The sequence below is a fragment of the Erwinia typographi genome (genome assembly GCF_000773975.1).
In the GTDB taxonomy this organism is placed as follows: Bacteria; Pseudomonadota; Gammaproteobacteria; order Enterobacterales; family Enterobacteriaceae; genus Erwinia; species Erwinia typographi.
Genome location: NZ_JRUQ01000075.1, coordinates 24,706 through 45,463, shown reverse-complemented (window position 1 = coordinate 45,463; position 20,758 = coordinate 24,706). Strand labels below are relative to the sequence as shown.

The 20,758-nt window shown below is 58.3% G+C and carries 17 protein-coding genes; 10 read left to right on the top strand and 7 right to left on the bottom strand.

Annotated elements, in window-relative coordinates:
• Positions 1–38: 38 nt before the first annotated feature.
• Together NG99_RS23485 and treA are read right to left on the bottom strand one after the other, a co-directional pair.
• Positions 39–2,156 (bottom strand): TonB-dependent siderophore receptor, encoded by a 2,118-nt coding sequence (locus NG99_RS23485; RefSeq protein ID WP_034898411.1) that lies wholly within the window; start codon positions 2,154–2,156, stop codon positions 39–41.
• Between the two features lie 326 nt (positions 2,157–2,482).
• Positions 2,483–4,150 carry an alpha,alpha-trehalase TreA gene (gene treA, locus NG99_RS23480; RefSeq protein WP_034898410.1) on the bottom strand — a complete coding sequence of 556 codons (1,668 nt, stop codon included), beginning with the start codon at positions 4,148–4,150 and terminating at the stop codon, positions 2,483–2,485.
• 399 nt (positions 4,151–4,549) lie between these two features.
• Between treA and NG99_RS23475 the strand changes: the two genes are divergently transcribed.
• The 9 genes from NG99_RS23475 to glnT all read left to right on the top strand — a co-directional run bounded on the left by NG99_RS23475 (position 4,550) and on the right by glnT (position 14,314).
• Positions 4,550–5,440 (top strand): ABC transporter substrate-binding protein, encoded by an 891-nt coding sequence (locus NG99_RS23475; RefSeq protein ID WP_034898409.1) that lies wholly within the window; start codon positions 4,550–4,552, stop codon positions 5,438–5,440.
• Positions 5,440–7,104, top strand: a complete 1,665-nt coding sequence (locus NG99_RS23470) for an FAD-dependent oxidoreductase (RefSeq protein WP_034898407.1) — start codon at positions 5,440–5,442, stop codon at positions 7,102–7,104. Before NG99_RS23475 ends, NG99_RS23470 begins: the two co-directional genes overlap by 1 nt.
• Positions 7,092–7,853 carry an SDR family NAD(P)-dependent oxidoreductase gene (locus tag NG99_RS23465; RefSeq protein WP_034898406.1) on the top strand — a complete coding sequence of 254 codons (762 nt, stop codon included), beginning with the start codon at positions 7,092–7,094 and terminating at the stop codon, positions 7,851–7,853. The genes NG99_RS23470 and NG99_RS23465 overlap by 13 nt, the downstream gene beginning before the upstream one ends.
• Positions 7,854–7,870: 17 nt before the next feature.
• Positions 7,871–8,641, top strand: a complete 771-nt coding sequence (locus tag NG99_RS23460; protein ID WP_034898405.1) for an amino acid ABC transporter ATP-binding protein — start codon at positions 7,871–7,873, stop codon at positions 8,639–8,641.
• A 118-nt stretch (positions 8,642–8,759) separates the two neighbouring features.
• Complete coding sequence (locus NG99_RS23455; RefSeq protein ID WP_034898403.1) at positions 8,760–9,653, top strand: amino acid ABC transporter permease; 894 nt, start codon at positions 8,760–8,762, stop codon at positions 9,651–9,653.
• Between the two features lie 56 nt (positions 9,654–9,709).
• Positions 9,710–10,762 carry an LLM class flavin-dependent oxidoreductase gene (locus tag NG99_RS23450; protein WP_232298361.1) on the top strand — a complete coding sequence of 351 codons (1,053 nt, stop codon included), beginning with the start codon at positions 9,710–9,712 and terminating at the stop codon, positions 10,760–10,762.
• 10 nt (positions 10,763–10,772) lie between these two features.
• A complete protein-coding gene (locus NG99_RS23445; protein WP_034898400.1) occupies positions 10,773–11,951 on the top strand; it encodes an aromatic ring-hydroxylating oxygenase subunit alpha in 1,179 nt (392 codons plus the stop codon).
• Entirely contained in the window at positions 11,948–12,934 is a 987-nt protein-coding gene (locus NG99_RS23440; protein WP_034898398.1) for an aldo/keto reductase, read from the top strand. Before NG99_RS23445 ends, NG99_RS23440 begins: the two co-directional genes overlap by 4 nt.
• Before the next feature lie 9 nt (positions 12,935–12,943).
• A complete protein-coding gene (gene glnT / locus NG99_RS23435; RefSeq protein ID WP_084110612.1) occupies positions 12,944–14,314 on the top strand; it encodes a type III glutamate--ammonia ligase in 1,371 nt (456 codons plus the stop codon).
• A gap of 39 nt (positions 14,315–14,353) precedes the next feature.
• Here glnT and NG99_RS23430 read toward each other — a convergent pair whose 3' ends face one another.
• Complete coding sequence (locus tag NG99_RS23430; RefSeq protein WP_034898392.1) at positions 14,354–14,986, bottom strand: TetR/AcrR family transcriptional regulator; 633 nt, start codon at positions 14,984–14,986, stop codon at positions 14,354–14,356.
• Positions 14,987–15,074: 88 nt separating this feature from the next.
• Here NG99_RS23430 and NG99_RS23425 point away from each other — a divergent pair, with 88 nt between their 5' ends.
• Positions 15,075–16,079 carry an alpha/beta fold hydrolase gene (locus NG99_RS23425; protein WP_034898390.1) on the top strand — a complete coding sequence of 335 codons (1,005 nt, stop codon included), beginning with the start codon at positions 15,075–15,077 and terminating at the stop codon, positions 16,077–16,079.
• A 32-nt stretch (positions 16,080–16,111) separates the two neighbouring features.
• On the opposite strand, the gene NG99_RS23420 is transcribed toward NG99_RS23425, so the two are convergent.
• The 4 genes from NG99_RS23420 to NG99_RS23405 form a co-directional block, all read right to left on the bottom strand.
• Positions 16,112–16,537, bottom strand: coding sequence for a DUF3830 family protein (locus tag NG99_RS23420; protein ID WP_034898387.1), 426 nt, complete (start codon positions 16,535–16,537; stop codon positions 16,112–16,114).
• 16 nt (positions 16,538–16,553) lie between these two features.
• Complete coding sequence (locus NG99_RS23415) at positions 16,554–17,033, bottom strand: cucumopine synthase-related protein (RefSeq protein WP_034898386.1); 480 nt, start codon at positions 17,031–17,033, stop codon at positions 16,554–16,556.
• Positions 17,034–17,340: 307 nt separating this feature from the next.
• Positions 17,341–18,987 carry a class I fumarate hydratase FumA gene (gene fumA / locus NG99_RS23410; protein ID WP_034898384.1) on the bottom strand — a complete coding sequence of 549 codons (1,647 nt, stop codon included), beginning with the start codon at positions 18,985–18,987 and terminating at the stop codon, positions 17,341–17,343.
• Between the two features lie 166 nt (positions 18,988–19,153).
• Positions 19,154–20,665 (bottom strand): anion permease, encoded by a 1,512-nt coding sequence (locus tag NG99_RS23405; RefSeq protein ID WP_034898382.1) that lies wholly within the window; start codon positions 20,663–20,665, stop codon positions 19,154–19,156.
• Positions 20,666–20,758: the final 93 nt, after the last annotated feature.

The window sequence follows — 20,758 nt, the reverse complement described above, 5'->3', positions numbered from 1 at the left end:
CTATATCAGGACTAGTCACGTTTTCTGCTTGTAGCGGATTAGAAATCGTAGCCGACGGTGGCGACCACGGTGCGCTCGGCACCCCAGTAGCAGTAGCCGGTACCGTAACAGGCAGACACGTATTCGCGGTCGGTCAGGTTATTGGCGTTAACCTGCACAAATGCGCCTTTCAGGCTGCTGTTCCAGTTGCCCAGATCGGCACGAACCGATGCATCGAACAGCGTGGCGGACGGCAGGCGAGTGGTGTTCTCATTGTCTGCCCACTGTTTGCCGATATAGCGAACGCCCGCACCCACGCTGATCCCCCAGTCAAGCTGGTATTTCGCCCAGGCCGACGCCATTGAGTTTGGCGTGACGTAAGGCGTATGCCCATCGTTGCCATCCACCGAATCCTTGAAACGAACATGGTTCAGCGTGTAGTTGGCGATGGTGCTCAGACGCGGGGTGATTTGGTTATGAGCTTCGAGCTCAATACCCTGTGAATGAACCTTACCGGCAGGCTCATAGTAGGAGCCGACGACTACGCGGTTACCGACATCTTTCTGCGTCAGATCGTAAACGGCCACCGAGTAGAGATCGGAAGTGCCGTTTGGCTGGTATTTCACCCCGGCCTCATACTGTTCTGAGGTGGTGGGTTTCAGCAGGTTGCCGTCCTGTCCAGACAGCGACTGCGGGGTGATAGCCTGGCTGTAGCTGGCATAAGGCGAGATGCCGTTGTCGAAGGCATACAGCAGCGCGGCGCGTCCGCTGACGTGATCGTCCTGACGACGGTTTTTCGTGTCGGTCGAGTAATCATTGGTCTCTGAAACGATGCGGTCATAGCGGCCGGACAGATCCAGGTGCCATTTCTGCCAGGTCATTTCATCCTGGAGATAGACGCCGGTCTGGTAGTAACGGCGCTGCGAGTTGGTAAAGGTATAGCTCAGCGGCGCGCCCACGGCCTGACCGGTCAGCGCGTTCAGCTGGTTGGCCAGCCCGGCGGCATCGCTCAGGTCGTTCTTATACTGGTGGTATTCGCCGCCCAGTACCACTCTGTGATCCACTTCGCCAGTAGCGAAATCCGCTTCCAGCTGGTTATCAATCGCAAAGGCATCCAGCGAAGAGCGCGAGCCGGAATAGTAGCGGTTCAGCAGGTCAGGGTTAACGCTGTCCCAGCCAATCTGATAAACCTGATCCAGATCGACGTTAGAGTGGGAATAGCTGGCGTTCGAGCGGAAGGCCCAGGTGTCATTGAAGCGGTGCGAGAACTCATAGCTGTAGATCTGCTCGTTACGCTTGAACTGATCCAGCGAGCTGTCGCCGTCGTAGAAACCGTTGCTCAGCTTACGGCCATTGTGTTCGGTAATGCTGCCGTCGCCCGGCACGGCGCTGTGGTAGCCGCCGGAGGGATCTTTCTGCAAATAGGCGCGCAGCAGCAGCGAGGTGTCCTCATCCGGCTGCCACAGCACGGAAGGGGAGATCGCATATTTCTCTTCACGGGTGTGATCGTACTGGGTATCGCTGTTGCGGGTGATCCCCGTCAGGCGAAACGCCCACTGATCGTTGATCGCATTAGTGTAATCAAAGGCGGCGCTGTTGGTGGAGTTGGTGCCCGTAGAGGCGCGGAAATGGCCTTCCTGAGTAAACTGAGGACGTTTAGACGTTTCCATTACCAGGCCGCCCGGCACCGTCTGACCGTACAGGGCAGAGGAAGGACCCTTGATGACGTCGATACGCTCAAGGAACCACGGGTCTACCTGCAACACGTTGTAGCTGCCGGGATCGCTCATCAGACGCAGACCGTCGAGGAAGACGTTGTCCACATCGCCGCCGTGGAAGCCGCGCAGGGAAACGGTATCGTAACGGGTCGCTGCGCCGGCGAAGTTGGTAAATGCCCCGGCGGTATAGTTCAGCGCCTGGTTAACATCCATCGCGCCCTGGTCTTCTATCTGCTGGTGGGTGACGACGGAAACGGACTGGGCGGTAGTGATCAGCGGGCGATCGGTTTTGGTTGCGCCTTTAGTGGTTTTTGCTGTGTAACCCTCTGTTGGTGTGGACGCGGTCTCGGCGGGTTGCGCGGTGACAACCAGGGTATCTGCTGCGAAAGTGAAAGCGGGTGTAGCCAGAGCAATGGAGCAAAGCAAGGCAGAACGCTTTAAAGTAAAAGCCATTCTCATTGTCAATTCCCTTACAAAATGCGAAGTGAAATCCGTAGGCGCTGTTACAGGTGAAAGACGCGCCTTACGATAATGTAAAGATTTATGATAATCTCAATGAGAATTATTATCTTTCCGCAGGTAGGTTTCAAGCATTGAATTTGCTTATCTGTTCACCCGTAAAGATAAGGGAATTATCTCGTTATGGCAGGAGGCAGGGGAGGTGAGCCTCTGCCAGCATTGCCGGACCCGGTCCGGCAATCACGCCCATGACGGCGCCAGCTATCAGAACGGCTAATCCTTTCAGTCAAAGCCGCGTCAGGCAACTGTGCCGCCATTCCCGGCGATTACTGGCTTTTGGTCAAATCGCTGACGTTATTACAGGTGCTGTTTTTCGGGCAGTAGAGGTCCATTAATTTCAGCGTAACGCCGTTGGTCCAGCCGAAGCCGTCCTGCAGCGGGTACTCGCCGCCTCCGCCGCCGCCCAGTCCTTTACCTTCCACCACGTACTTCTCAACCAGCTTATGCTCCTTATCATAGGTAGCCTGCACGTTTTGCAGGAAGCGCATACCGATATCCTTAGCCAGAGGCTGTTGACCATAGTTATTCAACCCCTGAACGGCCGCCCACTGTAAGGGAGCCCAGCCGTTTGGCGCGTCCCACTGCTGGCCGTTGCTAACGTTGGTGGTTGCCAGACCGCCCTCTTTCAGCAGGCGGGATTTAACCGCCGCGGCCGTGCGGGTGGCTTTCTCTCCGGTTGCCGCCTGTAAATAAAGAGGGAACAGCGTCGCCGCCGTTAGCTGCGGGCGAACCGCGTTTTTTTGCCAGTCATAGTCGGCGTACCAGCCCTGCTTATCATCCCAGAGGTAACGATTTATAGCGGTCTGGCGCTTCTCCGCCAGCCGATCGAAACGCTGCGCCGCCTGGTCGTTATTCACCACTTTACTGGCGCGGGCGAGGGTTTTCTCCAGGTGGAACATCAGCGCGTTCAGATCGACCGGGATAATCCGCGTGGTATGAATGGTGGAGAGATCGTCAGGCTTATCGAACCAGCGCGAGCTGAAGTCCCAGCCGGAAGCGGCACCGGCCCGCAGGTCGCGGTACAGTTCGGGCTTATCGCGACCGCTGGCCTTCTGGGCGGTGGCAATATCATCCATATAGGATTCGGTGCGCGGCACGTCGCGGGCATCCCAGTAGCGGTTCAGCACGGTGCCGTCTTTCAGTTTTACCACACGCTTGCTGGCCTCTCCGGGCTTCACGCTGTCGGCATCCGCCATCCAGTAGTCATACTCTTTTTGCAACTGCGGCAGATAGTGACTGTAGGCGCTGTCGCCCTGATGCTGCGCCAGCAAATCGACCATCATGCTGAAGAATGGCGGCTGCGAGCGGCTGAGATAATAGCTGCGGTTGCCGTTAGGGATATGGCCCCAGGCATCCAGCTCGTGAGCGAAGTTTTCCACCATATCCTGCACTTTGTCCCAGTGCCCGCTCTCGGCAAGGCCCAGCATGGTGAAATAGCTGTCCCAGTAATAAACCTCGCGGAAACGACCGCCGGGCACGACGTAAGGTTTGGGCAGCGGCAGCAGCGAATCCCACTGGCTGGCCTGCTGAGCAGAACGCGTCAGCACAGGCCACAGACCGTTAATGTGTTCGCGCAGGCTTTGTCCGGCGGGCGGTACGTATTTCTCCCCGTCGGCGGAAAGGGTAAAATTGGCGTCCACAAAGTGGCGTAAATCAAAATTCCGCTGCTTTTTCTGCATCTGCCAGTCGGCCAGAATCGACGTGGGATTGCTGTTGGGGACGGCATCCGCGAACGTTTTTTGGTCGGGGAAAAGTTTTGCCGCCTGAACCGCGTGGAATAAGGGGCCCAGCACCACATCAGGCGGCTGGGGCGCCGGGTTCAGCAGGCGCTGTTCACCTTCTCCCTGCGCCGCATAGCCCGTTTGTGTCAGCGCCGCGACCAACAGCGGCAGCACCAGAACAGCTTTCCATTGACGCTTCTCGACTCTCTGCATTCGTCGTTCTCCATCTTCAGACGATCATTGTCTGTAAGTTATTGACCCCGATACAAACTTTAGACGATTTTTACCGCGTCAGGCGCCAGTAACCCGGAAAATGTGAGCTGGTCAGGGTTTTTCAGGTCGTTTTATCCCTTCCGCTCTGCACCAGAAAATGATCTCCCTTGCACCTTTGTGGTGATAATTTGAGCACGGTTTTTATCGTCACTTCACTCACTTTGCAGGCAAAGCCTTGTTCGGCTGTTAATTAATTAGTTATTTAAAAAATGGCACAAGGCTTGCAAATCTTTTGCTGGAAACGTCAGCCGGGACCAGGGGCAACGTTCTGATTCACTTATTGCTTTTTTGATCATCAGGGCCATCAGGCGATTCGCCTTTCTATCTGGAGTTAAAAGCATGAGCATGAAAACACTGTTGTTAAGCGCCATCACCGCCTGCTCCCTTGGCGCGTTTTCACTTTACGCCCCGGCGGCAGAAAAGCCGCTGGCGATGGACGCGGCGCTGCATGCGCAGCTCCCTGAGAAAATCCGCAGCAGTAAAACCCTTAACCTGGTGACTGACGCGCATTATCCACCCTGCGAATCTTTTGCCGAAGACAACAAAACGATGGTCGGTTTTGAGCCGGACCTGTGGAATGCGCTGGGCGAGGTGTTGGGCGTCAGCGTTAAGCCCGTATCGATCGATTTTGCCGGGCTGATCCCCGGCGTTAAAAGCGGCCGCTACGATGTGGCGATGGAGTGCATCTCCGACAGCCTGGAGCGTGAAAAGCAGGTCACGTTCGTGAACTACGCCTATGCCACCAGCGAGGTCTATACCCTCGCCAGCGAAACAACTATCAAGCCCGACCCTCTGACGCTGTGCGGCCTGAAGGTGGGAGTCCAGACCGGCACCGACTTTGAGCATGCCATCAATGAGATCTATTCGCCCAACTGTACTAAAAACGGCAAGCCTGCCATTCAAAGCGTGACCTTGCCTTCCGCCGATGCGGTGCTGCTGGGGCTGTACTCCGGGCGCGTTGACTTTGTGCTGAACGACGCCGCCTCGGTGGATGATATTAAGAAGAAAGCGCCGAAGCCGATTCGCACTGTTTCAATGCCTCTGATGCCGAAATATTACCTGGGGATCGTGGTGGCGCATGAAAATAAACAGCTGGCTGAGGTGCTGCTGAAGGCGCTGAACGTGCTGGTGGCCAACGGCACCTACGACAAAGTGATGGAGAAGTGGGACCTTGGCCCGATGAAGCTTGAGAAGCCGGGGATCAACCTCACCAGCACTAATCCGCTGTAATGTCGCCGCTTATCGCTGATGAAACCCGCCACTGCGACGTGCTGGTGGTGGGATCTGGCGGCGCGGCGCTCAGCGCTGCCCTGCGGGCGGCGTCGGCTGGGCTATCGGTGCTGGTGGCTGAGAAATCAGCCTGGCTGGGCGGCACCACGGCGATGTCCGGCGGCGCCACCTGGGTTCCGGCTAATCATCATGCCAGCGCCGCCGGGCTGGCCGATTCGCCGGAAGAGGCTCTGCGCTACCTGAGCGCCAGCGCGCCTGACGGCTGGTCGCAGACCGAGGCGGCGCTCTGGCAGGCGTTTGCCGAAGGCGCAGGCGAAATGCTGCAATTTATCGAACGGCACACGCCGCTGAAATTTGCTCTGACCTCTGAAGCCGATCCGTTACCTGACGTGCCCGGAGCAAAAAGCCAGGGACGAATGGTGGCGCCTCTGCCGCTGAGGTCTTCGGTTATTCGGCAGAAGGGCTGGAAAATCCGGCCTTCGCCGCTGCCGCAGCTCTATACCTATCACGAAACCATAGGGCTGGACATCTGGCATCATCCGCTGCGTGAAAGTCTGCGCATGGCCCCTAAGCTGGTCTGGCGGGCGGTCACGCGTACCCGAACCAAGGGGGCGGCGCTGATAGCGGGCCTGCTGGAAGGCTGCCTGAGGCTCGGTTGTCAGGTGGAAACGCAGGCCAGGGTGGAAACGCTGCTGACCAGCAGCGATCGGCAGGTTAGCGGCGCGCTAATCAACCAGCGGGGCAGGCTGCTGCGCATCCTTACCAGCCGTGGCGTGGTGCTGGCCTGTGGCGGGTTTGAATGGGATGCCCAGCGTCGTCAGCGGCATTTTCCCGGCGCGATGGATTTTATCGCCAGCCCGACGACCAACAGCGGCGACGGCCACCGGATGGCGGAAGCGGTTGGGGCTGAGCTGGCGCATATGGATCAGGCGACGATAGGCGGCGGCATTCCGGGCCGCTATCTGGGTGAGCGCTATGGCCTGTCGGTCTTTTTTCAGTATGAGCCAAACGCGATTCTGGTTAACCGGCAGGGGCAGCGCTTCGTAAACGAATTCACCTTTAACCTGGGCGAAGCGCTGGACGAACGTGAAGCGGACGGCAGCCCGAAACAGCTGCCCGCCTGGCTGATTGCCGATGCCAGCCTGCTCAGCCGCTCGCCGCTGCTGCGCTATTACGCCTGGCGTACGCCTGGCTGGCTGCGCAGGGCGCCGACGCTGACCGCGCTGGCGGCGCAAACGGCGCTGCCGCCAGCAGCGCTGCAGGCCAGCGTCACCCGCTTTAACGACTTCTGCCTGCGCGGCGAGGACGGTGATTTTCAGCGTCATCGCGCTCAGGCTCACGGCAAAAGCGATACGCGGCTGCGCGGCGGCCTGCTGCCGATTAAGCGGGCACCTTATATCGCCATCCCGTTTAACCGCACGTTCCTGGCTACCAAGGGCGGCCCGCGTACCGATCGCTATGGCCGCGTGCAGCATAAAGACGGCGGGACGATTCAGGGGCTGTTCTGCGCTGGGGTGGCAATGGCAAACCCAATCGGCACCCGCGCGGTGGGGGCGGGCACCACGTTAGGGCCAAACCTGACGTGGGGCTATCTCTGCGGGCGCACGCTGGCCGAGGGCGTGCCGGAAACCTTTTTACCGGAGGCATTATCATGCAGGGATTAACGGGAAAAACGGCGCTGGTGACCGGCGGTTCGAAAGGCGTTGGCCTGGCTATCGCCCAGGCGCTGGCGAGGAATGGCGTCAATATTGCATTGATTATTCGCTCGGATAGCGCAGCGGCGGAAAACGCGGTGGCTTCTCTGCGGGCTCTGGGCGTCAGAGCCTGTTACCGCAAGGCGGACATGACGGTGCGGTCGGAAGTGGTAGCGGCGCTTGAGGCTATCGGAGAGGAGCTGGGCAGTTTTCAGCTCCTGGTCAACAATGCGGGCAGTACGGCTCAGGCACCGCTGCTTGCCCTCAGCGATGAACGGTGGCGGCAGGTTGTCAGCGCCAATCTCGATGGGACTTTCGTCGTCTGCACGGAGGTGGCGCGGCGAATGCAGCACGGTAGCGTCATCATCACCATCGCTGGCGCGTCGGCTCATCGTTGCTATCCGGGGGCGGGAGCCTATGGCCCGTCGAAAGCGGCGGTAGTGAATCTGACTCAGCAGATGGCGCTGGAGTGGGCGCCGCTGGGGATTAGAGTCTGCGGCGTCAGTCCCGGCCCTATTCGTCCGGCAGATTCGGGCTGGCAGCAGCAGGAGCCGGAGCTGGCCGAAGAGGTGGCGCGTCTGCCGCTAAAAAGGGCCGGAACACCGGAAGAAATTGCCCAGACCGTCTGCTTTCTGGCCTCGGATGCGGCCAGCTATATCACCGGCCAGATGCTGCTGGTCGACGGCGGCGGAGCCAGTACCTGGTATATGACGCATTAATCTGAAAGGGGAAGAGGATGACGGCTGAAGTTGGGGTAGTGGAAGCTCACCAGGTCAGAAAATCGTTCAGCGGCGTGGAGATCCTTAAAGGTGTGGATCTGACGATTGGTAAAGGCGACGTGGTGTGCCTGATCGGGCCTTCCGGCTCGGGGAAATCGACTTTTTTACGCTGTATCAACCACCTGGAGAAAATCGACGGCGGCGCGCTGTACGTCGATGGCGAGATGGTGGGATACCGACGCGAGGGCGATCGTCTTTATGAACTCAAAGAGGCGGAGATAGCGCTGAAGCGCAGGCAGATCGGCATGGTCTTTCAGCGTTTTAACCTGTTTGGCCATATGACCGCGCTGGAGAACGTGATGGAGGCGCCGGTAACGGTGAAAAAGATCCCCAGGGCGCAGGCAAAAATGGAGGCGAAAGCGCTGCTGGATCGCGTAGGACTCAGCCACCGTTACCATGCTTATCCCTCGTCCCTGTCGGGGGGCCAGCAGCAGCGGGTGGCGATTGCCAGAGCGCTGGCCATGAAGCCGACGCTGATGCTGTTTGACGAGCCGACTTCGGCGCTGGACCCGGAGCTCGTTGGCGAAGTGCTGGACGTGATGCGCGTGCTGGCCAGGGAAGGAATGACGATGGTGATCGTGACTCACGAGATGTCTTTTGCCAGGGACGTCGCCTCGAAGGTGGCGTTTATGGATAACGGGGCCATCGTTGAAAGCGGGGCGCCACAGGCGATGTTCAGCGCGCCTTCTCATCCGCGCACGCGGGATTTCCTCACGCGAATTTTATAATCGACCGGCAGGGAATTGTGTTGACGGATCTAACCGATCGCCTGTAGTGTTAATTAATCGATTAATTAATTCGACTTTCTGTACGGTTGTTCCCATGCGTAACGAAAAGAGAATTGTGATGACAGATAACCACCAGGCGCTTAACGCCAGCAGATTACGGGCCAGCAAAGAAAATCCCTGGCCGCATGACCAGCTAAAGGTGATGCCGTCCCGCTATTACGGCCGCTGGATATCGATGCTGGCGATCGCCGCGCTGATTGGGCTGGTCGGTGAATCAATGGTCACCAATCAGAACTTCGGCTGGGCAACGGTAGGTAAATACCTGTTTTCGCCAACCATTCTCAGCGGGTTAGCGACGACCAGCTGGCTGACGCTGGTCATTATGCTGCTGGCGATTGTGCTGGGCGTGGTGATTGCGGTGATGCGCCTCTCTTCCAATCCGCTGCTGGTGGGGTTTAGCGGCGGCTGGATCTGGTTTTTTCGCGGTACGCCGGTGCTGGTGCAGCTGATCTTCTGGTACAACCTGGCCGTGCTTTATCCCACGGTCACTGTGGGTATCCCCGGCGTGTTTACGCTGTGGCAGGGCAGCATGAACGATCTGATCACCCCCTGGACGGCGGCGATCCTCGGTCTCGGGCTGAATGAGTCGGCCTATATGGCGGAGATTATCCGCGCGGGGATCTCCTCGGTGGATGACGGACAGCAGGAAGCCGCCCGCGCGCTGGGGATGAAAAAGTCCCAGTACCTGAAGCGGGTCACGCTGCCGCAGGCGGTGCCGTTTATCATTCCGCCGACCGGCAATCAGATCATCGGCATGTTGAAGACCACCTCGCTGGTTAGCGTGATTTCGCTGTCGGACCTGCTCTATTCCGCGCAGGCCATTTATTCAAGAACCTACGAAAACATTCCTTTATTGATTGTGGCTTGCATCTGGTATCTGGTCGCAACAACGCTGCTCAGCGCTGTGCAGACCCGCATAGAAAAACATTACAGCAAAGGTCGGGTGAGATAGCTCACCGTGCTTCTACTTGTCCGGGGAAGATGATGAGACTGGGTTTATTTAACTTGATGTCTTTTAAGGATAACGCCCGAGGTTTGCAGGGGGTTATTCAGGATACGCGAGAGATGATTCAGCTGGCGGAAGCCATCGGCTTTGAGACCGCGTGGTTTGCTGAGCACCACTTTACCAACTACTCGATCAGCGTGTCGCCGCTGCTGATGGCCGCGCATATGGCGGGCTACACGCGACGGATCAAGCTGGGTACGGCGGTGATCGTGCTGCCGCTATACCAGCCGATGCGCATCGCTCAGGAGATCGCGCTGGTGGATCGACTGACCGAGGGGCGGCTGGTGTTGGGCGTGGGCAGCGGCTATCAGGCCTGGGAATTTGATCGCTACGGGCTGGACGTGGAAACCCGTAGCGATCGGCTGCTGGCGCACTGGCAGCTGGTCAGCGACGCCCTGACTAGCGGAAAAACGGTCAGTACCGATCGTCATGGCGCGCCGCTGAACACCGACTTTTTGCTGGATACGCTGCAGCAGCCGCTGCCGCCGGTCTACATCACCTCCACCAATCCGACAGTACTGAAAGCTTTTCAGCCCTGGCAGGCTACGCCGTTTATGACTGCGGGCTACCGTGGCAGCCACAAGCTGCGGCAGAGGGTGCGGGATGCCCGTGCAGGCTGGCAGGAGGCCGGGCTGGACGGCAACATGCCGGTAGCGGTCCAGCAATATATTCACGTCACCGACAGCCGGAGTGAAGCGCGGGAAGCCGCCGAACGGGCGATGTTCGTCGCCCGGATGATTGTGGCTTTACAGGGCAACACCAAGGTGACCGGCGACGCGTTTATCGAAGCGCCTCCTTTCGCAGGCGAACCCTGGCTGGATCAGGTTTGCGACAACCTGATGTTTGGCGATGCCGGGACGGTGGCCGAGCGCATTCTCAGCGAAGTGCGCGACATTCGTCCCAGCCATTACAACTGTTTTTTCCAGTTTGGTGATATGCCGATAGCCAGGGCGCGCCGTTCACTTGAGCTGTTTGGCGAGCGGGTGATCCCGCTGCTGGAAGCCGAGTTAGGCAAAATCACCGTTGACCTTCATCCCGCGGCGCCAGGCCGCTAAGGATAATTTCATGCAGACTGAACAGAAAATCGCCTACCGCTATGACGACGGCGAAGCCATTACCCGCCAGATCCTTGGGCAGCAGAGTGAGAACGCCGCCAGGGCCGAAACCTTACCGGCCGAAGCCTATAACAGCGAGGCGTTCTTCCGCATTGAACAACAGAAAGTGCTACGCGAGGACTGGCTGTTTGTCGGTCACGTTGCGCAACTGCCGGTTGAAAACGACTATTTTACGCTGGACGTGGTCGGCGAGCCGCTGCTGGTGGTGCGCAACGCTCAGGGCATCCGGGTGATGTCTAACGTCTGCCTGCATCGCTGGGTGCCCATCGCCAGCGGCAGCGGCAACGCGCGGGTATTCGTTTGTCCCTTTCATAACTGGAGCTACAACACCGAAGGCAAGCTGAGCGGCGCGCCCTCCATGCAGCAGGCGGAAGGCTTCGATCGCCACGACTGCCAGCTGCCGCAGATCCGCCATGAAATCGTTGCCGGGATGATCTTCGTTACCTTCTCCGCCACGATTGCCCCGCTCAGCGAGCGGCTTGCTCCGCTGGTGCCGGTGCTCGAAAAATATCATCTTACCGACCTCCAGTGCGCGTTCACCCTGGACTATGACTGCCCGTTCAACTGGAAAATGGCGGTGGAGACCTTTATCGAATGCTATCACCACGCGGGCGTGCATCGCACCACGCTGGAAGACAGCTTCCCCGGACGCCTCACCTGGATTGGTGAAGACACGCCGGGCTGGACTGTCTGCCATCAGCCGCTGCGCAAAAATGGCGAAATGAGCGAAATCATGACCGAAGGGCTGGAGTCGTTCAGCGGGCTGGAGGGCGATGACCTGCGCCGTAGCGACCTGCTGCTGCTGTACCCCACCTGCCTGATGTCGCTGAACCCTGACCGCGTGACGATCAACGTTATTCTGCCGCTCAGCAACACGATGTCGGTATGGCACCGCGTGGTGCTGGTTTCGAAACAGGCCGCGTCAAGAGCGGACTTCAGCGCCACCGTCGAGCGGATGCGTGCGGGGGTGATGACCATCGTCGCCGAAGATCTGGAGATCAACGAGCTCCAGCAGCGGGGCAGCCGTTCACAGCTGGCCCGCCCCGGACGGCTCAGCCATCTGGAAACCTCGATCTGGCACCTTGCCAACTACCTGAAACGCAAACTGAATGTTGAGGAATCGCGATGAGAACCCTGAAGCTGGGCCACTCCGGGCTGGAAGTCTCCGCCCTGAGCCTGGGCTGCGTAACCTACGCTCCGCCTGCCGCCAGCGGCTACAGCTGGACGTTTGACGAACAGCAGAGCCGGACATTTATTAAAAAAGCGCTGGAGTTGGGGATTAACTTCTTCGATACGGCGAACATTTACGCCAAAGGCGCCAGCGAAGAGGTGCTGGGCAGGGCGCTGAAGGATTTTGCTAATCGTGATGAAGTGGTGATCACCAGCAAACTCTATAACCCGATGCGCCAGGGAGCCAACAGCAAAGGCCTGTCGCGCAAGACGATCTTTGCCGAGTGCGATCACAGCCTGCGCCGCCTGGGCACTGACTATATCGATCTGTATGAGATCCACCGCTGGGACTACGAGACGCCGCTGGAGGAGACGCTGGAAGCGCTGCACGACCTGGTCAAAGCGGGCAAGGTGCGCTATCTCGGCGCGTCCTCCATGTACGCCTGGCAGTTCAGCAAAGCGCTCCAGCTACAGAAGTATCAAGGCTGGGCGCGATTTATCGTTATGCAGAACCACCTCAACCTGCTGTACCGCGAGGAAGAGCGCGAAATGCTTGAGCTGTGCGCCAGCGAAGGCGTTGGGGTCACGCCGTGGAGCCCGCTGGCGCGCGGCAGGCTGACCCGCCCGGTGGAGGCGCAGCAGAGCAGCGAGCGCGGTGGGAAAGATTCCTACGCCGAATTTCTCTACAAAGCCACTGAAGAGGCCGACCGCCGGGTGATCCAGGCGGTGACGACGGTGGCGGCCTCACGCGGGGTTTCCCAGGCGCAAATCGCGCTGGCGTGGCTCTATACCCGCAAAGCGGTGGCTGCCCCGGTGATAGGCGCGACGAAATTTCTCCATCTTGAAGAGGCGGTGGCCGCCAGCGAGCTCACCCTTACCGCGGAGGAGATCGGCCAGCTTGAAGCGCCGTATGTCCCGCACCCGATCGTAGAACATAGCTGAGGCAGGATAATGATGAAAACAGCCGGACAGATTGCGGAAATTAAGCAGAGCCTGAAACAAAAGGGCGTGGAGTATTGCATCGGCGCCTATGTGGATATTCACGGGGTGCCCAAGGGGAAAGTGGTGCCGATAGAGCACCTGCCGCAAATGGCCGCAGGTTCTGAGCGCTATACCGGCTATGCGCTGGACGGGCTGGGCCAGTTACCCAATGAGGACGAGCTGACCTCAGTCCCCGACCTTGATCATATTATCCAGCTGCCCTGGGAGCCCAAAATCGCCTGGATGCCGGCAGACAACCATTTCCAGGGCAAACCCTACGAGCTGAACACCCGCGTGGCGCTGCAAAATGTGCTCAGCCAGGCGAATAAAATGGGCTACGGCTTCAACCTGGGGATCGAGTGCGAGATCTACCTGCTGAAGCGTGACGAGGACGGCTCGCTGTCGGTGCCGGAGAAGGACAATAAGCTGACCAAACCCTGCTATGACCTACAGGGCTTTGTCGATCAGTTCGCCTGGCTGGATAAAGTCTCCACTACCATCAACGAGCTGGGCTGGGACCTCTACTCGCTGGACCACGAGGACGGCAACTCCCAGTTCGAGTTCGATTTTAACTACGCCGATGCGCTGACCTCCTGCGACCGCTTCATCTTCTTCCGCTTTATGGCTAAACACTACGCCAAAGAGCTGGGCCTGGTAGCGACGACAATGCCAAAACCGTTCCCGGACAAAACCGGCACCGGCGCACATTTTAATATGTCGCTGTATGACCTGAAAACCGGCGATAACCTGTTTAAGCATCAGGCAGGCAGCAACGACGATCCCTGGGGACTCGGGCTTAGCGAAACTGGCTATCACTTTATCGGCGGGCTGCTGAAACACGGCCGCGCGCTGTGCGCCGCCTTTGCGCCAACCGTCAACAGCTACAAGCGGCTGGTCCGTCAGGGGGCGATGAGCTACTTCAGCTGGGCGCCGGTATTTAACTCCTGGGGTTCCAATAACCGCACCAACGCCGTCCGCGTACCGGCTGGCGGCGGCCGCTGCGAATCGCGTAACGCCGACGGCGCGGTGAATCCTTATCTGGCCGCCACGCTGGCGCTGGCCGCGGGGCTGGAGGGCATCCGCGAAAAAATCGATCCCCGTCAGCCTAACGAAGACAACCTTTACGCCATCAGCGAGGCGGAGCGTAAAGCGCGCGGGATTGATTTTCTGCCGCAAAACCTGCTGGAGGCGGTGGAAGCCTTTGACAGCGATCCCTTTGTTGAAGCGACGCTCGGCAAAGCGCTGAAGGATGAGTTTGTGAAGTACAAGCTACAGGAATGGAACAGCTATCACCTGCACGTCAGCCAGTGGGAGATCGACCGTTACAGCACGATTTTCTGATGCAAACCCGCGTCAGGGCGTACGAGGTCGCCCTGACGGTTAGCGCGGCTCCAGCTGATCGAAGACAAATTCCCGCATCACCTGGATGGCGTGCCGGTATTTAAAGGTCGGGAACATCACGTTGCGAAACAGCACGCCGTCAAGGAAGGTAGAGATCAGCATCGCCATCTCCGCCGGGTTGACCTCGCGGAAGTGTCCGGCGGCAATGCCCTCTTTAAGGGTGTTTTTCAGGATCACCGACTCCTTCTCGTAAAACTTTTTAATCGCTTTATCGATCGAGGGGATGCGGCCATTGGTGCTTGAGTAGTCGAGGCTGATTTTTGCCAGCTTTTGCAGCAGGTGGAACTGGGTAATATGGATCTCAATCCATAAAAACAGAATGTCTTTCGGCCCGTTTTCACTGCCGATGACGCTGTCAAACTTGCGAAAAGCGTTCTCGACCGCGGTTTCGATCACCTTGATAAACAGATCTTCCTTTGAGCCGAAATAGTAATAGATCAGCGCGGAATTCATGCCGGTCGCGGTAGCAATATCTTTGATTCTGACCGAGGAGTAGTTTTGGTGGGCAAACAGTTCAAAGGCGGAGGATTGCAGCAGGTCGGCCACTTCACTCTGGGATTTCTTCGCTTTTTTACTGCCGGTCTCGCTGGTGGAACGTTCCGCTTCCTTCATCTGAACACCCTTATGCTGCCTGCGTGAAAACATTTTCAATTAAGTTAACTGATTAATTAATCATATCATAGTCACTGAGGGCGTGGGCATGAGCAAGCGTGAATTTCATCAGTTGGGCGATCTGGCGCTGGCGCAGGGCGGCGTGCTGCGCGAGGCGCAGATTGGCTGGCAGGCTTTTGGTCAGCTGAACGCGGCGCGGGATAACGCCGTGGTGTTGTTCAGCTACTACACCGGCAGCGACAGGAGCTATCACCCGTTAATCGGCGAGGGCAGAGCGCTGGATCCTGCCCGCTGGTACATTGTGCTGGTGAATATGTTTGGCAACGGCGTTTCTACCTCACCCAGCAATTCGCGGCTACAGCCCGGCAGCCAGTTTCCGCAAGTGACGCTGATCGACAATATTCATGCGCAGTACCAGCTGCTGATTAATCACCTGGGTATCAGGCAGATTGCGCTGGCCAGCGGCTGGTCGATGGGGGCGATGCAGGCCTGGCACTGGGCGGCGGCCTGGCCCAGTCTGGTGCGTAATGTGCTCGCGGTGTGCGGTTCGGCGCGCTGCTGGCCGCTTAACCACCTTTTCCTCGACGGCGTAAAAGCGGCGCTTCAGGCGGATGAAGCCTGGCAGGGGGGCAACTACAGTTCGCCGCCGCTGAAGGGGCTGGCGGCATTTGGGCGGGTCTATGCCGGATGGGCGTACTCCGCGCAGTTTTTCCGCGAGCAGCGCTACCAGCAGCTGGGATTCGCCAGCCAGCAGGCGCTGCTGCAAGCGTGGGAAGAAGATCATCAGGGCTGCGATGCTAACGATTTGCTGGCAATGCTCTACGCCTGGCAACAGGCTGACATCGGGCTGCTGGCTGACTACCGAGGCGACTGGACGGCGGCATTAAAGGCCATAACGGCCAGAACGAGGGTGATGCCCTGCGACACGGACAGTTATTTTACTCTGGAGGAGAGCAGGCTGGAATGCGGACTGGTCAGCGGAGGGGAGTTCCAGCCGATCGTTTCGCCTTGCGGCCACTGCGCCGGAGCGCCGGGGCGATTTGCGCAGGAGTCCGCGCAGATTGAGCAGGCGATGCGCGACCTGCTGGCCTGAGGAGTGGGCCGGTTGCGCACCGGCCCGCCTGCCTAACCGATAATGCTCAGCTCGACCACCCGTCCCTGATCGAACCAGGTTTCCAGGCCGGTAACGCGGAGTTCCAGCGCGCCTTCCACCACTTCACCGATATAGGAAATCGGCAGCGGTTCTTCGGCGGTATCATCACCGTACACCACGCAGAACTGCTGACGCGGGCTGTAATAGCAGACCGCGCCGGTGACTTTGCCATACTGCTCGCGGCGAAGTTTTCCTACCTCTTCCGTTTTGTATTTGTTTTCCCACGGGGCGACGATCGGCATGGTGAAAAACACCATATCGCCAATCAGCTTGCCGTGCTGCAAAACGCTTTTCATCGGCAGCTTCTCGCGCAGCGCGCTGCACAGGTTAGGCACTTTGTCATCCCACACTTCAATCACGCAGACTTTCTCGCCCGCCACACTCATCTGTAATTTCATGGTTTCTCCAGGCGTATCAGGCTTTGACGCGGCGGAAGCCGTCACCCAGCCCCCAGGGAAGAATAAAGTCGACCCACATATGCAGGCGGTTGGCCCAGGAGAGGGCCGCGTGGGACAGGCGTACCAGTTCGTCCAGGCTCTGACACTCGCTGGCCACCTGTACGTAGGTATGCAGCAGCCTTGCCGCATCCGGCAGGCTGACGAAGTCGAAGAAGTCGGCCTTGTAGCCGATAATTTCTTTGATGATCATCTGTAGCGTCTTCAGGTCCGCGCCCGTTGGGTTATCTTCCGCCACGCGGATCACTCCCCACAGCATTTCGTCGGCCAGCGTGCGCGCTTCGCCTTCGGCAAAAATAATGGTGCTGAGATACTGTCCCCGCGAGCCGGTGCCGCGTGGCACTTCGCCACGGCCCAGCGCCGTGATTTCAGCGGGCTGTTCGAACCAAATCTTCTCTCGTTGCTGATCGAAAAGCGCGATCGCGTCGTCAACCGTCATAACTTTTCTCCTGTGAAATAACGTGGTCTGACCGTGCCCGTTACCCGGCAAGGACCCGATTAATTAATCGAGTAATTAAATTTTGCAAAGAGTGTGCCAGGCTGACGGTAAATTAATCAGTTAATTAACAGTGGGTTGAGAGTTCAGCGATCGCAGGCAGAAAAAAGGGCGCTATAAGACGGTGCGGCTGCACCAGCATGGTCCTTCAGGCGTAGTTGAGCAGAACAGGAAATGACTTGTCGCAGGTAACGGGGAGGGTTGTGGGTGAAGGCGCCCCGTAGACCATCACGGGGCACCGGTCAGGCTATTATTTCGCGCACCGTGTGCACTGTTCCTGCTGAATTTGCTGGAAGAAATCGTTGCCTTTGTCATCGACCAGGATGAACGCCGGGAAGTTTTCCACCTCGATTTTCCAGATCGCTTCCATACCCAGTTCTGGATACTCCACGCACTCCAGACTTTTGATGCTCTGCTGCGCCAGCACCGCTGCCGGGCCGCCGATGCTGCCCAGGTAGAAGCCGCCGTGCTTATGGCAGGCATCCGTCACCTGCTGGCTGCGGTTGCCCTTCGCCAGCATAATCAGGCTGCCGCCAGCTTCCTGCAACTGGTCAACGTAGGAATCCATACGGCCTGCGGTAGTTGGGCCTAAGGAGCCAGAGGCATAACCTTCCGGCGTTTTGGCCGGGCCTGCATAATAAATCGGATGGTCCTTGACGTACTGCGGCAGGCCCTCGCCATTATCCAGACGCTCTTTCAGTTTGGCATGGGCGATATCGCGCGCGACGATAATGGTGCCGCTCAGCGACAGGCGCGTGGAAACCGGGTGCTGGGAAAGCTGCTCGAGGATGGCTTTCATTGGACGGTTAAGGTCGATATGCAGCACTTCGCCTTCGCCCTGTTCACGCAGCTCGGCAGGGATATATTTGCCCGGATTGTCCTCAAGCTTTTCAATCCAGATCCCTCTGCGGTTGATCTTCGCCTTAATGTTGCGGTCTGCGGAGCAGGAAACGCCCATGCCAACGGGGCAGGACGCGCCGTGACGCGGCAGGCGGATGACGCGAATATCGTGCGCGAAGTATTTGCCGCCAAACTGCGCGCCCAGCCCAAGCTGCTGCGCCTCGGCCAGCAGCTCCTGTTCCAGCTGCACGTCGCGGAAGGCCTGGCCGTGCTCGTTGCCTTCGGTCGGCAGCCCGTCATAGTAATGGGTGGAAGCCAGCTTAACGGTCTTCAGGGTGCTTTCTGCCGAGGTACCGCCAATCACAAACGCAATATGGTACGGCGGGCAGGCGGCGGTGCCAAGCGTCAGCATTTTGCCGATCAGATAATCCTTCAGCTTAGCCGGACTCAGCAGCGCCTTGGTTTCCTGATAGAGATAGGTTTTGTTCGCTGAACCGCCGCCCTTGGCGATGCAGAGGAATTTATACTCGTCGCCATCAACGCTGTAGAGGTCGATCTGCGCGGGCAGGTTGGTGCCGGTATTCACCTCTTTATACATATCCAGCGCCACGGTCTGAGAGTAGCGCAGGTTATCCTGAATGTAGGTGTTGTAGACGCCCTGGGACAGGGCCGCCTCATCGCCGCCGCCGGTCCAGACGCGCTGGCCTTTTTTACCGCTGATGATTGCCGTGCCGGTGTCCTGACAGGTTGGCAGCACGCCCTTAGCGGCAATCTCAGAGTTCCTCAGAAACTGGAGCGCGACGTAGCGGTCGTTCTTGCTGGCTTCCGGGTCGGCCAGCACGGCGGCAACCTGCTGCTGGTGGGCCGGGCGTAGCATAAAGGAGGCGTCGTGGAAGGCCTGCTGCGCCATGACGGTCAGCGCCTGCGGGTCCACCTTCAGCACTTCCTGCCCGTCGAATTCCGCGACGGAAACGTAGTCCTCAGTCAGCAGATAGTATTCGGTCTCGTCCGGGGCGAGCGGGAAGGGGTTCTGATAATAGAAAGGTTTGTTCGACATTGTTTTCTCACTTAATGACGTGTTGCCGCTGAATCAACAGGCAAAATCATTGGCGACGGATAATTTCAGGTGGTCATCCTTGCCAGCCGGCTCTGACTGGCAAGGGGATGGATAATATAACAATTTATCAACATCTACATGTCCGGCGGCATGACGCCGCTGAACATCAGAACATCATTACCATCCATGGGTAGGCAATCAGCATCATGCCGCCGAGGAAGATAGCGCCGAAGATGGTGCCCAGACGCCAGTAGTCTTTAGTTGGCAGGTAGCCGCTCCCGTAGTAAATCGGGCTTGGGCCGGTGCCGTAAGGGGTGATAATCCCCATCACGCCCAGTGAAGTCACCATCATCAGACAGAACACGGGCATGTTGATGCCTGGAATTGATGCGGCGATGGTCAGCGTCGCCGGAAGCAGCGCGGTGGTATGCGCAGTGGTACTGGCAAACAGATAGTGCAGCAGGAAGAAGGCGACCAGCAGCACGACCGCAGAAATTTGTGGGTCATAGCCTTGCAGCAGGTGGCTGCCTTCTTTCCCTAACCAGGCAATAAAGCCGACGCGCGCCAGGCCATCCGCCAGCGCCACCAGGGTGGCGAACCAGGCGAAGGTGTTCCAGGCCGGTTTGTTGCTGGTAATGTCGTTCCAGTTCAGCACGCCGGTCCACAGCATCAGCACCACGACCAGCAGCGCCGCCATGGCTGGCTCAATCCAGTCCGTGGCGAAAATCCACATCAGCAGGGCGCTACAAACAAACACCAGCAGCAGGATCTCATTACGGGACAGCCTGCCCAGTTTCTCCAGCTCGCTGGTTGCCCAACGCGGAACTTCATCGTTAACCTTCACTTCCGGCGGATAGAACCAGTAGGCCAGTAAAGGCATCAGCAGGATCAGGATTACCCCCAGCGGCAGGAAGGCCAGGAACCAGTTACCCCAGGAGATTTCATAGCCGATGATGCTTTTAACCAGCGCCAGCGCCAGCAGGTTAGGCGCCAGCGCGGAAAGGAACATCGAACTGGTGATACAGGCCGCGGTGATCGCTACCCACATCAGGTAGGAACCGATTTTACGCGCGCTCGGATCGTTTGGCTTAGAGCCGTACAGCGGCGGCAGGTTGGCAATAATGGGATAGATAGTCCCGCCGCTGCGCGCGGTGTTCGACGGCGTAAACGGCGCCAGCAGCAGGTCGGCGAAGGTAATGGCATAACCCAGCGTCAGGCTGCGGCGACCCAGATACTTCACCAGGATCAGGGCCAGTCGACGACCAAACTGGGTTTTGTCATAGCCGGCGGCGAACATAAAGGCACCGAAGATCAGCCAGACGGTAGAGTTGCCGAATCCACTGACCGCCCACTTAAAGGCCGCGCCTGGGATCTTAAATTTAGGATCGGCCAGCTCTGCCGGGCTGAACAGCAGCCACTGGCTGAACAGGGCGATAACCACCACCCCGGTCAGGCCAATGACCGCGCCGGGCAGCGGTTCAAAGATCAACCCGACGATGACTCCGACGAAGATGGCAAAGAAGTGCCAGGCGTAGGGTTCCAGCCCTGCGGGGACCGGAACCAGCAGCAGTAGCACCGCCACCAGCACCGGCAGGAACAGCATTATCATGCGTTTTTTTTGTCCCGCTGGGGCAGGAACAGCCTTGACGGGGTCATTCATGGTGGATGTTGGTTTCATAGTATTTGTCTGCAAGTTATGAAGAATGCGATTTAACGTCCCGGTAAGACTAGCATTGCTTTTTTTAGTTACTTAATTATTTTTTTAGCTATT